Source organism: Pseudanabaena sp. PCC 7367 (genome assembly GCF_000317065.1).
Lineage (GTDB): Bacteria > Cyanobacteriota > Cyanobacteriia > Pseudanabaenales > Pseudanabaenaceae > Thalassoporum > Thalassoporum mexicanum.
Genome location: NC_019701.1, coordinates 783606 through 798418, shown reverse-complemented (window position 1 = coordinate 798418; position 14813 = coordinate 783606). Strand labels below are relative to the sequence as shown.

Sequence of the window (14813 nt, the reverse complement as noted above, 5' to 3'; positions counted from 1 at the left end):
ATTTAATTAGAATAGTTAATATTTAATCAGAATAGTTAATTTGTCAGATCAAAATAGTTAAATGGTTTAGGCATATAGATGTCTTGCTGGTAATAAAATGCTTTCCCAACTCGCAGCAACATGCTGATCACATCTCAGGCCACATCACAGCTTAATCATTTTAATCATTAGTTTGATGATGGTCACTTTGTTAGTGTGATCAAGAATGCCCCAATGATTGTAAATCCAGGCTAATTTATACCTACTTTATACCTAGCTAATTTATACCTACAAGCCAATTGCCCCAATGCATAAACAATTACATTGTGGTATTGTGACATCTTTAAACTAACAAAAATAAATTCTTAATTAGATCAACTATTTATGAATTCCTAAAAGGGTGGTAGGGCTTGCAATCAAAAAATCATTTTGGCGTAAAGCAAAGCCCTTGAAAAGTTTGATTGTTTTAACGATCGCTACCAAAAATATGTTAGCAAAGTTAGGATGCTAAACTACCCAAATCAATTTAGAGCAAGGCATGAGCAGCCTTTCTAGCATTAGCGATCGCCTGATCTTGCTGGTCGATCCAGTCTTGGTTTAGGGGTTATTGAGAATTGCTGATAAAATTAGATTGGGTAAGTATTTTGAATTTATGGGCAACCTGTATTTATTCATCTAAATTAGGTTACTTTCCTAAATTTTGAAATCCTGATCAAATGCATACATTTGCACTAGTAAAGATTGCTGGTTTAGACAAAATTACGCCTTTTAATCTATGTCAGGATCTATTCAAGTCGTTTACCGCTTTTACGAATTTCTGTAACAACTATTGAGGGGTTGAATCATGTCATCAAACTTTGGTTCGCCAATTGGGGATGAAGGTTCCAAGGACTCTGGCACTGGCCAGCAAAATGAAGCTGGTAAAAACGATATTGACTGGCTGATCCTATCCGATGTAAACGATCGCGGAGATGGAGTGTCAAGCGAGCAAAACCCAGAGTTACAGGAAAATGGTGGCTCAGAAAGCCTGGATTGGCTAGACTCATTCGAGACCGAGGAGTCGGAGGCAAATCGCAAGGGTAGTAATGGTGCTAGTGGCTCCAATGGAAATGATGAGATAGATTGGCTGATTGTCGATCGCACCAGGATTACTGGCATCGGCACGGGCGATCGTAAGCCTAATCAACCTGCCAGTGATGCTGATAATGCTAACTTTGACGAAAATGAAAACATCGAAGCCATTGAAGACATTGAAGATCTAGATGCGGATTTAGACTTTGGTGAAGATCTGGGGTTAGATCTTGGTGACATTGATGAGGCAATCCTTGACAATGAAGATCTTGGACTGCTGGATGCAGAGATATTTAATGCCGGAGATGCTGCTTCTACATTTTTTGAGGATGGTAACCTTGATTTACCAGACCCCAATGCTGGCGATCTTGGCCTTGATCTAGATGGCGGTGAAGACGCTGAGTCGGCAGAACTAGAATTAAGCCTAGAGACTTTAGAGCAATTAGATCAAGAGGTTGAGGAGATGCCGGATCTCCAGGCGGCCTCAACTTTTATTCTGGATGACCTGAATGACCTGAATAGCCTAAATGAACCAGAGCAATCGGAAGAATCGGCTGCGATCGAAGACATAAGTCCTGAAGCGGATCTAGGTGATGATCTAGATGATAATAGTGATATTGAAACAGAACCCTATCACTCAGACGATCCTTCATCTACTGGCTCAGAATATGAATTGCAAACCCTTGAGCAGGATTATGATCAAGAGAATTATGATGAATCCGTCGCTGCTGACTTCCAACTAGATCTAGAAGAAACTGAGCAAGCAGCTGGGCAAATAGATGATTTCGACGAGGCGATCGAAGAAGAGTTAGAAGCAGATTTTGAACAACCAGCCTCTTCGCTGGAGGAAGTCGGCGATGTTACTGGTTTTGAACAAGTAGACCTGGATGATCATGAGCCTGTTGATCAGGATGCGGAAGTAGAGGAAGACTGGGATGCAAACTTCGAGGCGGAAACATCGGAGCAAGTTGAATTTGTCGAAGGGTTCGATGATGACTTTGAGGCCACAGCCCAAGCAGAAATAGCAACCCCAGAAGAAAATCCAGAAGAAGATTGGGATGCAAACTTCGAGGCGGAAACATCGGAGCAGGTTGAATTTGTTGAAGGATTCGATGATGACTTTGAGGCCACAGCCCAAGCAGAAATAGAAGATCCAGAAGAGGATCCAGAGGAAGATTGGGATGCTGAGGTTGAAACCGATGATCTAGAAATTGTTGAAGAAGATTTAGAATCTGATTTTGACGAACAATCGGAGCAGGCTTTTGCTAGCTTTGAAGCGGCCGCTGAGGCAGATGAATGGGTTGATGCGGAGGATTTTGGTGATGTCGCTGAACAGAGTGATCAAAGCGCTCAAAGCGATCAATATGATGCAGATGATGCTTTGGTGGAAACTGACGATCGTCAAGCAGATCAGGACTATTCGGGCGCAGCGATCGAAGATGCAGCCTTTGAAGAAGAAGAAGATCGATCCCAGCCAGATGAAACAGATGAATGGGTAGATGGCGAAGAATTTGCAATGGAGGATAGCGAGGCGATCGCTACCGCTGATGGCTCAGAAATACCTGAAATATCCGAATCTGATTGGCAAGATCTCCAGGCGGAAGCAGAGTCTGAGACTTTTGATTCAATTGAGGAAGAATTCGAGCTAGAAGAATCTGATGTTGAATTCGCCGCAGAAAACTGGGATGAGGCGATCGAAGCGGAAGTCGATCCCGAACCTAACCCAGGTGATTATGATGAATGGGTGGATGACCAATCAGAGGATGAATTGGTTGATTTAGGCCAGCCTGGCGAGGAATTTGCGATCGCTGCAGAAGACTTCTCCGCAGGGGATCAATTTGAACAGGCAGCGGACTTGAGTGAGCAAGACTGGGAAGAAGTCGAATCGGATATCGATGAACTTGAGCCTAGTATTGATGCCAGTATTGAGCCAGACCTGGCTGCAAGCGATCAGTCTGCTGATTTTGATAATGAATATAGTGATGGTGATGAATATATTGAATATGCAGATGATGCCGAAGAGGCACAATCAGCCCCTGAACTCTCAAACTTAACCGATGCAGATGATTTGAATGAGCAAGAACTAGCTGCACCTCCAGCAGCGATCGATGCCGAGGCGGATATGACCGGCCGCACTGATCCAAATGTGATCGAAGGAGAATATGGCCGCGCGTTTATTCCTGCACCGGCGGTTTCGCAAGATGCTGAGTTCTATAATGACAACGCAGAAATTGATGTTGCCGACTCGATCATCCAAGACTTTGCACTCGACTTTGATGAAGATTTTGCCTCTACTAATATTCCCGATAATCCCGATAATAATGAGGAATGGCCTTTAATTGGTGCTCCTGCGGAGGCTGACTTTAGCCAAGAATATAGTCATAGCTTTGATGAAGATTTTGACGAAGATTTTGATGAAGATGCCAATGAAACGATCGGTCGTGTGTTTGAATCATCAGCCGAGGCCGAACCATCAGTGCCTGCAGATATGGCAGCCGCCTACGAAACAACTAAAATTGACTATCACCAAGACAGTAATATTGATCGGTTAGATGGTGCAGATGAAGATATTGAACAATATATTGATATTGATGAAAGTGGATTTGATGGTGAATTAAATGATCAATTTGGCGAAGAATTTGAAGAAGAACTCGGAGAAGAACTAGGTGCAGACCTGGAAGCCCAGTTGGAAGCGGAGATCGCTGAGCTGGATTATGCCCCAGCCGATCAACTGGCAGAAAATATTGATGCCCCAGAGCCAGAATTAGCCCCCCCCTCTGCACCAGCGATCCCCACCCCTGGATTAGATTTATCAGATGATCTCAGCACCCAAGGATTGGTTGATCATATTATGTCGGTTGACGATGATATGGACATTCCCAATCCCTATGCCAGCGATGAAGCTGATCAGATCGCAGCAGCTTTTGATAGCGATGGCGAGGAACAGTGGCCTGAAATTAGCGATCATGAGGATGAGCATACTGGCATCTCGATTCCTAATCTAAATGACGATCAAGATAGTGAAGCTAATCTTTTAGAAGACCTCGACGATAGCGATTCGGTGGATAATACACCCGCAACTCTCTATGAGAGGAACTTTAACCTAGATGAAATCCGCGCTCGATTTAAAGAAGAAGAAGAGGAATCTAGCAACGACCCATCCACGCCCTCAACCGCAGAGAAAAACAGTCGTGCTGCAGCACTGCCGCTGCCGCCAATGCCGGATCTAAGTAAGCATCGCCGTCCTCACAATCGCCCACCCAATCCCCCTAGCTTGCCGAATCTAGGGAAAAACAAACCCCAAGCAAACAATAGTAATTCAGCTTCAGATGGACTGCCCCCATTGCCAACCTTTTCGGAGGGTAAGTCTGGGAACGCTGGCAATGCTGGAAATAATAAGCCCGCCAACTGGTATGAATCTTCGGGTTCTAAGCAAAACAATACTGCCAGTAGCTATCAGAACACTGCCAACTTGTTTGAATCGGAAGACGATATCGATTGGTCAGGACTCTTGGATTTGGAGACCGAAGTTCCAGATGATATGTTCACGGCGGGAGGAGTTCCAAATAATGGTGTTGCTGGTAATCCCTTTATCACCAATGATAACTACAGTCCGGCTCCGGGACAACCACCACGCCAGCAACCCCAGGTAGCTGCCCAGGCTGGTGCAAATGTTGCTCAGCCTATTGTGAAGGAGCCATCAGCTAAACCGAAGAAACCCAGCGTTGATATGGGTAAGATGGCTGGCAAGACTCTTAACTTGCTCAAATGGCCAATCTTGATCGTCATCCCGATCGCAATTTTGTTTGGCCTATATTCCGTGCCGCCAGTTCGCCGAATGGTGTTACTAACTGGTCTAAAAACAAAAGTGGTTAAAAATGCCAGTAATCAGGACTTTAGTGAAGTTGACTTCAGTGGTGCTAACTTAGAGAATGTCAATTTGAGTGGAGCTAAGCTGAACCAGGCTAATTTTGCTGATGCCAACCTCAAAGGTGCCGACTTGAGTGGGGCAAATCTCAATGGCGCGAACCTCACTAAAGCTACTCTTGATGGTGCCCAATTTAATGAATCTACGCTGGTTTGGACTAACTTACAGGGAGCCTCACTAAAGTTTGCCAACCTATCGAATACGGATTTGACCAGGGCTAATTTACAAGGTGCTGATTTAGCGGTTACTAATCTTAAAGGTGCTAAGCTTGGCGATCGCAATACTGAACAAGCCACCAAGCTAGAAGATCGCTATTGGTTGATGTGGCAAATTGTTAACCAACCGATCGAAGGCAGACAACTAGCTAACCAGGATCTATCCAGGTTTAATCTCAGCACTGCCAATCTACGCAATTCTAATCTTGCTGCAACCAATTTGTCCTGGTCAAACCTGGCACAGGCTGATTTGGGTGGCGCAAACTTACTGGATGCTAATTTAACTGGGGTTAACCTGAGTGGGGCTAATTTGAGTGGCGCAAACCTGGGTGGTGCGAACACTAAGGATCTCAAAACCGATGCCGCAACGATCTGCCCTAGCGGACAAAATGGGCCTTGTCAGTTTTAGCCTAATCTAATCTAAACTAAATCGATCGTAAATGGCCTTTGTGTTTTGATTATCTCTATGGCTAGGGCTGGTTTGCTTTTATGCTCATCTGCTGACTGTAGACGTTTTTGGGGCTTGAATACCTTAAATCTTAAACATCAGCGGCAAAGTCTGCTCACCAATGATGCCGTAGGCATTTACAGACACGATCCCATTTTCTACCTTGCCCAGGTTACCGATGTATTGCCTTGACACATACTCGGTCTTTTTCCCTTTCTTGCGATTTCCTGTTTCATCTATGACCAGCACAAATTCTTGACCTGATAAGTAATGCCGAATAATCGCTAATCTCTGGTCTCTGAGCGCTTCTACATCCCACGGTGAGTTACCCAGAAAATGGTGTAACGGCTGGGCATCTTTCAATCCTACGGCTCTAGCAATCCCTTGTTAAATTGTTCAGGAAATGCTTAATCTCCTGGATCAACCATTCAACTTCAAGCTTGGTGCGGCTAATGGCAAACTTGTGCACATTTCCGCCCACCTCGATCGCACCGTTATAGTGGGGGCCACTCCTGAGCACATTCATTTCACACCAGAGCTGCTTCACCAATGCAGTCTCGCTGGAATAGATCCAGAACTTCCAATCGAATACCTTTTTGCTCAATTCCAGGCGATCGGCAGTAATTCTAATTTGCTCCTCGCTGCCGCCAAAAGAAAGCAGAATAGCGAACATAACCACTGCCATCACCAGCATACTAACCGCCACCGTCACCACTTGCACAGTAGCAGCACCGCTCATTAGGGCTAGCATCGGTGAAAGAATGAGGATTAACATAAATATGCCAGCGATCGTGAGCATGTCTGGGTTTGGTGGAATTGTAATCAAGAGATAGTTACCTCGCCTCCTGATTACAATCCGGCTATAGTTCGGCTTTTTGAGGAATCTAGCTGCTGTTGTCGGGGCAGATTTAGCTATTTGAGCAGTCGATCGAGATGCTTGTAACTTGGCGATCGCGGCCTCGGCGCTAGCTAGGCGATCCTCTACGATCGGCTCCAGGATTTGATCTAACCATGCAGTAAAAGAAGGTGAGAGCTTGACCCAGGGATGAAAATCGATCTTCATTCGCTTCTGGGGTAAAGTATCGGGGCTTCTACCGGTAAGCAGAAACAATAGGGTAGTGCCCAGACTATACAAATCAGAAGCAAAGGTAATATGGCCGCGAAACTGCTCCGGCGGCATATAGCCATAGGTGCCGACGAATGTACCACCCCGTGTCAGGGTATTGCGATAGACATCTTGCACCGCACCAAAGTCCACCAGATAGACCTTACCATCATCACGGCAAATGATATTTTGAGGCTTGATATCACGATGGATCACTGGTGGAGTAAGCTTATGTAGATAATCGAGAATATGAAGTATTTGCAACGCAATATCTTTTACTTCTGCTTCACTTGGCTTCCAACCCTTTTCCACCAGGGTTGCCAATGATTGCCCTTGAGCTAGCTCCTGCACCAGATAAAAACGGCGATCGGCGTTACTATCAACATGGAAGTAATCAACATAGGCTGGGATCGCCACATGCCTGAGGTTCTGCAATACTCTGGCTTCACGTTCAAATAGTTCAATAATTTTCCACTCACTTGTTTCCTGGAGCGAAACCACCTTCATGGCAACTTCACGTTCATGGTTCAGGTCATTTACGCGGTAGGTTTTGCCAGTCAAGCCTGAACCTAGCAAGCCAATTACTTGATAGCGATCGCTGATAATATCTCCAGGTTGGTGCAAGTTGCTCATGCTTAGATAAATGCATTAGTTAAAGCGCGATCGATAGGGAAGCTGGGCAATATAATTATTGATTTCGGCTACTAGCCAGTCTACTTCATCTTCAGCGCGATTATAAGCAAATGAATAAGTGCCGTTTTGTTTGGTTTTAATTATGCAAACATACTTTGGCCAGCGCCAATTAAACAGAATTCTCTTTTTATAGACCTTTAGAATGTTGTCAATCTTCGTTATCTTGGGGCCGATTTTGCCGTTTCGATGCTCACCGATATAAGTTATATTTTGGCTATCAAAAATAATCCGCTCGCTTAGATCAACCTTGTAATTACGGATCAAATTATAAACAAGTAAATAATCGATCGTGAGCAGAATCAGAGCGGCCGGAATAATTACTGGTAATTGGCTGGGTTTGATCTCAATGCCACTGAAGTACAGCAGCAAGACGATCGCTGCTGCTGAAAAAAGAGACCCGGCCAGAGGCAATATTATATGTATGAGTAGAACAAGGTTGCTGTTGGGATCGAGGTGGGGCGGAATATCGATTGTTAAACTGGTGTCTTCTTTCTCTAGCTTGATATTACTGTCAAAGGGCTTAGAGAGATACATTACTTTTCCTCAGTGAATTCATTTCAGTTAAGAACTGATTGATTTCTTGTACTAACCAGTCTACTTCTTGCTCAGAACGATTGCTACAAAAACGATGAGTCTCACCTCTCTTTGTCTGTAATATGCAAGCGTATCGATGTACGTGATTTTTGCGCGAAGTCTTTTTAGCATAGGCTCGATCGATATCTTTGACTTTGCCGATCGTAGGGTCAAATTCACGACTCACTAGCTTTCGCTTAATTAAATATTTCTGGGGATCAAATACCACTTTCTCCTGTAATCCCAGTGACAGGCCAGAATTGACCAAAAATAAAAGCAGATAGAACATAATAAATGAAATGAGAATGACAGCTATTATGGTTGAAATTAAGGCTGCGTTAGTTATGAAGGCATCTTTGATGATTCTTCGTAAACCTAGTACAGCAAAATTAAGACTAATAAGCACTAAAATAATTACTGTAAATGATACTTTTGAGCTAGGCGGAATATCAATGCTTAGCTTTAAATCAATTCGCTCTAGCTTGATATCAGTGTCCTTAGGTTTCGCAATAATTGCTGTTTGCTTTGATTGGGATGTGTCACTAGTATGATCGCTTCGCTTTAGTGATTTACTTCTGGCGATCGGCATGGTGGGGACACTACCAGTAGTTTTAGCTTTAGATTTTGGTTTGAACTTAGCAATACCAGCCAAGAAATCATTTACTTCCTGCATTAACCATCTTGACTCACTCTCTGTCAAAGAGCGCGAAAATGAATAGCTTTTTTTATCTTTCGTCTGGATCGCAAATGTGGCACTCCAATTATTCGCATCATTATCGATTACAGGTTTTAAACCTGTTCTTGCAATATTTCTTATATTAACAATCAAGTAAGAAGGCTTCAGCTTGAAGAACCAACGCTTTATGCATAATTCCTTGTAGTCGATCGTTAGCTGCTCATGGAGGCCAATATCTCTAATAATGGCACCAATTATGACAGCTACAATATATAGGGCAAAGATGGATCCAAAAAATATTGTAACTATCCCATCTTCACTCCCAGAAGCGAAAGCAAATATCAAGAGGCAGATAAAAGGAATGCCTGCCAATGCAAATAATAAAGTGGTGAAATGCTTATTACTAAAAGGTGATGCAGGAACACTAATCGTTAATTTTTGCCGTTCTTTTTTGAGGATAATTCTGCTATTTACTGGTTTAGTAAAATAGACCCTTTCCGGCTCTTTAGCATCTGGATTTTGAAGCTTTGTATTCTTGATCCCTTCAGTTTTAGCGATCGCCGCCTGTTCAGGATCGATTAAATAAGCGATCGCTGCCTCTGCACTCTGAAACCTGTCCTCTGGATAAGGCTCTAATAGTCGATCGAGCCACTTAACAAAAGATGGGGAAAGCCTGACCCAGGGACGAAAATCGATCTTCATTCGCTTCTGAGAAAACAAATCAGGGCTCCTGCCAGTGAGTAGAAATAGCAAAGTAGCACCCAAGCTATATAAATCAGAAGCAAAGGCAATGTGACCGCGAAACTGCTCAGGCGGCATGTAGCCATAGGTACCTACAAACGTACCGCCCCGCGTCAAGGTATTGCGATAGACATCCTGTACTGCGCCAAAGTCCACCAGATAAACCTTCCCATCATCGTGGCGAATAATATTTTGAGGCTTAATATCACGATGGATTACAGGTGGTGTAAGTTTATGCAGGTAATCAAGAATATAAAGCACCTGCAATGCAATATCTTTGGCTTCTGCTTCGTTTCGTTTTCCCTCTTTCTCTACCAGGGTTGCCAGCGATCGCCCTGGGGCTAGTTCTTGCACCAGATAAAAACGTCGATCGCCTTCAGTATCAACTTGAAAATAGTCAATGTAATTAGGAATCAAAGGATGATCTAGATTCGCTAATACCTTTGCTTCCCGCTCAAACAACTCCAGGGTTTTCCAGTTCTCTGCCATGACCAGGGAAACCACTTTGATTGCCACCAATCGGTTATTACTCAAGTCCCTGGCTTGATAGGTTGAACCACTTCCACCCTCTCCCAGGAGACTAATAATTTTATATCTTTGGGCAATCAGATCGCCTTCTTGGTGCAAAGACATCTTAGGCAACGCTTACTAAAAGCGCAGATACGATAAAGGCTAATTAGAGTGCAGCGAACTTAATCCTGGCTTCAATCTATCATACGGCATGACTGGTTTCGGATAAGTTAAATACATATAACATCTTATCTTAAGACTCTGTTTTTCCCACAGAATAATTAAGTGCATAGCTCCAACTCAACAATCGCAACCACAACTGTGGGTACTTTGGCTCTAGCCAGGATTTTAATTTAGGCAGAACCAAGGCGAGCCAACGACCGAATAAAGCATTGACGATCGCACTGCGGGTGAAGCCAAAATAGCTCGACAGCCAGCGCAGCATATCTTTAACCCCTGCCATATCTACGATCCAGAGCAGCAATGCTGGGTTTTTGAATGCGGCAATTAGGGCTAGACGATTGAACTCCAGCCAGCTTGCCCGATCCTTAATGAACCGATCGCTTACTTCAGGGTCAACCATCGTGAGCACGCCAAAGAAAGTATTCAACATGGCATTAATTCGTTCCGGTGGTAGGTATTTCCCAGTAGGTACCATCATTCCCTTCGAGAACAGCCAGGTGACCGCCACGTTACTCTGATAGGCATTGATCTGTGCCAAATTTTCTGCAGATAGCAGATCATGTTTTAGCGCCACATCTAGCAAACTGGTCAAGCGGGGGAAGTTCCTAACCAGTGAACCAAAGCCAGTAAATACCAGGGGTGATTGCAAAGAAGCCGCATCACCAATCGCAATCAGGCGATCGCTAGAAACTTTGCGGGAGCTAGCATTAAGGCTGAAGTGGCCGGGGATGTAGCCAAAGGTTGCTTTCTTCCAGTTGAGATTATCAACATCACAGCGACGATATTCCGGTAGAATCGCAAAAAAGTCTTCGTACATTTCCAATAAAGAACCAGGGTTCTGGGGATGTACCTGATGGTAATGGAACAAATAGATCGCCATCTCTTTCCCTTCGCCAGGGAATAGTTCCCAAATCAATTGCCTGCCCCGTGAAATATCGCCATGACTGTTCAAAACATCGCCATATTTAAAGTCCCATACCTCTGGTTCAAAGCCAGATAAAACTGCGCCAACTGTGGGGCAAACACTGTCAAATGCCTGGCCAGCGTTTAGTTGCTGTGCGATCGCCGAGGCCGAGCCCATCGCGTCTACTAATAGCCTGCCTTGAATCGCAATTTGGGTTTGAGAAGTGAGATCGCGGGCGATGATCGTAACAGACTCTCGATCGACGATCGCAGATTCAAATTCAGTCTGGTCAACAATCTTTCCACCAGCAGCAAGTAACTTTTCGCCGCACACCTGCAATAACTTGGCTGAATCAACCGCAATGTTTAATACGGTGGGTGTATGTAACACAGGCGCTTTCGCCAGAGGTGGGTTGTTGCTATCAAAGAACTTACTAAATCCATCTTCGTACTCACATAAAATCATGCTCTCTAGTTCTTCATTGGTGAGCAAGCCACAATCAACCAACTCCTGAAACTCAGGGCGAGAAATATTCCATTCTCGATTCATCCGGCCAAAGGGTAACCGCTCCACCAAACAAACGCGATAGCCAAGCCTTGCCATCATCGCCGCATGGATTACACCCAATGCGCCACCCAGGTAAATCAGATCAAAACTGGAATCTATAAATTGCTCTGGGAGTTGTGGTGCTTTAGGTTCCGCACCTTGGAATATGATCTGCTTAGGGCTTGCCTGTTCTGGATTTTGAACACTTTCACGCCAGCGCTTTTCCCACCAGTAGGCCCGATGTAGATCGGCTTCGCCATTGGGGAACTGTTGAAAATATTTGACCGTCAGCGGATAGTCATTTGCCAAGGCTTCAAAAATCGTCTTATTTGCTGCCAAGGCTGACGATATATCCGGTGGCGTGGGATAAGAATAGGGAAACTGAGCCCTGATTTCCTGTTCTAGTTGGGTCAGGATTTGCTTTTCCTTGGCGATCGGCAAATCTGACCACCGAAACGCTTTCAGATAAGTAGTCCGCTGTACATTCCAAACAAAGATACTGAGCTGATTTGATTCAAGACGATCAGGTCGATCGCTACCCACCTCAATCACACAACCGCTAGCTGCTGCCGTTTTTTTGCCGATCGTGGGTTGAAAAGTTTGCCCCAACCAATCCTTAACCATATCGGTATCTGGGGTGGGGATTTCGAGGTAGATGAGCTCCTGCATAATTTTCGCCACTCAAGCCAACAGGTCGCAACCAGATCAGCCAGATCAGGTGGTATTGCCTAGCAAGCTTGGGTTAGATTAAATAACTTAAACTATGTAAACCAAACTAAATGATTATATCCGGCTATCTATACTTTTGCAGCATTAAGCTAACCAAGATAGTCAAATAATCTCTGGATCTATTAGCGATCCAAATAAGTATCTTGTAGATCTAGATTCAAATCACATGCCCAAGCTCATCGGGATCTAGATTGGCATGAATTACTTCGCCGTCTTTGAACCAGATAATTCGCCTGGTGAACCTGGCCACATCAGATTCATGGGTAACCATCACCACGGTGATCCCACTCTCATTGAGTTCACTAAAAATATTAATTACCTCTTCTGTGGTATGCGAATCAAGCGCCCCAGTCGGTTCATCGGCCAACAGGATCACCGGTTCATTCACGATCGCCCTGGCGATCGCCACCCGTTGCTGCTGCCCACCAGAAAGCTGGGTTGGTTTATTATTTAATCGATTGCCCAGGCCAACTCGTTCTAAGGCCACAACAGCCCGATCCCGTCTTTGGCCATAGGGAATATTCGCATAGGCCATTGGCAGCATTACGTTTTCCAGGGAACTGAGTTGGGAGAGTAAATGAAACTGCTGAAACACAAACCCAATTTTGATATTGCGAATGTGGGCTAGCTTAGCTTCACTGAGATCGGCAACATTTTCGCCATCAAGAAAATACTGACCACTGGTAGGGCGATCGAGACAACCAATAATATTCATCGCCGTAGACTTACCTGAGCCAGATGCACCCATAATTGCGCAATATTCACCCTCATTCACGGTTAAGCTGACCTGGTTCAAGGCTTTAACTTCAGTCTCGCCGGAACCATAGACTTTACTGATTTGATCAAGTACGATTACCTCCTTGGAGGCGGTACTTGGCTGGATCATTGGCTCAGTTTGAATTTCAGAAGCAGTCATGATAATTAATCCTGATTGAGTTCTAGTGATTGGCTGAGGGTAATCAAGGGGGGATATGGCTGATTACATGATCAATAATTACGCTTTCAAAGATCTGGGTATATGGTTGATCCGGCAATCTGGTGAAAGCTTCAGTTGTGAATTCATCATTCAGGGGCGGAATGCTAATGATCGCTAGATCTAGATATTAGTTAGCTCAGTAGTGTTAAGAGTATTAGGCAGTGCGCAGGGCAATAATCGGATCGAGTTTGGCCGCTTGCTTCGCCGGGAAAACACCAAAAAACAGGCCGATCGTACCGGATACACCTACTGCCATTGTGATCGCCCCAGTAGAAATACCTGCTTGCAATGGAGTATAAGTTGAGACCAAAATCACCCCACCAACCCCCAATCCAGTTCCCACAATGCCGCCAGCAACGGAAAGAATTACCGCTTCGATCATAAACTGGGTCAAAATGTCTCGCTGTGTCGCGCCGATCGCCTTCCTGAGGCCAATTTCCTGGGTACGTTCGGTTACCGACACCAGCATAATATTCATAATGCCGATGCCGCCGACCAAGAGCGAAATCCCAGCGATCGCTGCCAGCATAATTGTCAGAGCGCCAGTAATATTATTCACGATTTCCAGGGCATCCTTCTGGGTGCGAATTGTGAAGGTATCTTCGGCATTCTCACCAACCCGATGTCGTAGGCGCAATAGATTCTCTACCTGGAACTTAGCTGCATCCACACTTTGATTATCCACGGCAGTGGCATTGATTACCCCAACCGCAGTCCCAAACGGAGAAGTGCGCCCAACCAATCGACTCGACATGGTGCTGAGCGGAATAAAGAGGGTATCATCCTGGTTAGTGCCCAGAAATGCGCCTTTTTCCTCCATCACACCCACCACTTCAAAGCTGATCCCTCTGACCCGGAGCTGCTTGCCGATCGGGTCTTCAGTACCAAACAGACTTTCGGCGATCGCCGAGCCCAGCATCACCACCCTGGCATTGCGACGCATATCTTCTTCGCTAATAAATCGGCCTTGGGCAGTATCGGTATCGCGCACCGTTGAGTAACTAGGGGTCGTGCCGATCAAAGTGGCGCGGGTGGTTTCATCATCAAAGGTCACCAGCTCTGAGCCACTCAGTTGGGGGGCAACGGCACTGATCGAAGGAACCTGACCAGCGATCGCCTCGGCATCTTCTACAGTGAGGCGATTGGGGGGTTGCAGGGTAGTGCGGCGGGTATTGTCAGTGCCAGGAATAATAAATAAAACATCGGTGCCCAGGGACTCAAATTCACCAGCGGCATATTTTTGAGCGCCCTCACCCACACCAATCATGGCGATCACTGAGGCATTGCCAATAATGATTCCCAGCATGGTCAGGGCACTACGCAACCGATTGGCTACCAGCGTTTTGCCCGCCATCTTAAAACTTTCGACGATGTCCACCGACCGTTGTCCCCCTTGCGGAATAAGTTTGAATAGCCCTTAGATCCCAAGGATCTAGCAACTATTTACAGCTTAGCAATCGGTCTGGGGCGTAGGTATCGCCTAAGAGAGTGAAATTGTTAATGCAAAATAGCCCCCAATCAAGTGAGTATCAAGGC

The 14813-nt window shown here is 45.1% G+C and carries 7 protein-coding genes and 1 pseudogene; 1 reads left to right on the top strand and 7 read right to left on the bottom strand.

Annotated elements, in window-relative coordinates; genetic code table 11:
* Positions 1–823: 823 nt before the first annotated feature.
* Positions 824–5602 (top strand): pentapeptide repeat-containing protein, encoded by a 4779-nt coding sequence (locus PSE7367_RS03055; protein ID WP_015163893.1) that lies wholly within the window; start codon positions 824–826, stop codon positions 5600–5602.
* Positions 5603–5616: 14 nt separating this feature from the next.
* Here PSE7367_RS03055 and PSE7367_RS03050 read toward each other — a convergent pair.
* The 7 genes and pseudogenes from PSE7367_RS03050 to PSE7367_RS03020 all read right to left on the bottom strand — a co-directional run.
* Positions 5617–6022: pseudogene (locus PSE7367_RS03050) on the bottom strand (transposase); the annotation flags it as partial.
* Complete coding sequence (locus PSE7367_RS03045; protein WP_015163892.1) at positions 6015–7379, bottom strand: serine/threonine protein kinase; 1365 nt, start codon at positions 7377–7379, stop codon at positions 6015–6017. The gene PSE7367_RS03045 and the pseudogene PSE7367_RS03050, both read right to left, overlap by 8 nt.
* A gap of 15 nt (positions 7380–7394) precedes the next feature.
* Positions 7395–7973, bottom strand: a complete 579-nt coding sequence (locus tag PSE7367_RS03040; protein ID WP_015163891.1) for a hypothetical protein — start codon at positions 7971–7973, stop codon at positions 7395–7397.
* The gene (locus tag PSE7367_RS20985; protein WP_015163890.1) at positions 7960–10062 is read right to left on the bottom strand and encodes a serine/threonine protein kinase; all 2103 of its coding nucleotides are present in this window, start codon (positions 10060–10062) and stop codon (positions 7960–7962) included. Before PSE7367_RS20985 ends, PSE7367_RS03040 begins: the two co-directional genes overlap by 14 nt.
* A 130-nt stretch (positions 10063–10192) precedes the next feature.
* Entirely contained in the window at positions 10193–12241 is a 2049-nt protein-coding gene (locus PSE7367_RS03030) for an NAD(P)/FAD-dependent oxidoreductase (RefSeq protein WP_015163889.1), read from the bottom strand.
* Between the two features lie 217 nt (positions 12242–12458).
* Positions 12459–13187, bottom strand: coding sequence for an ABC transporter ATP-binding protein (locus PSE7367_RS03025; protein ID WP_413773410.1), 729 nt, complete (start codon positions 13185–13187; stop codon positions 12459–12461).
* Positions 13188–13431: 244 nt separating this feature from the next.
* A complete protein-coding gene (locus PSE7367_RS03020; protein ID WP_015163887.1) occupies positions 13432–14655 on the bottom strand; it encodes an ABC transporter permease in 1224 nt (407 codons plus the stop codon).
* Between the last annotated feature and the right edge of the window lie 158 nt (positions 14656–14813).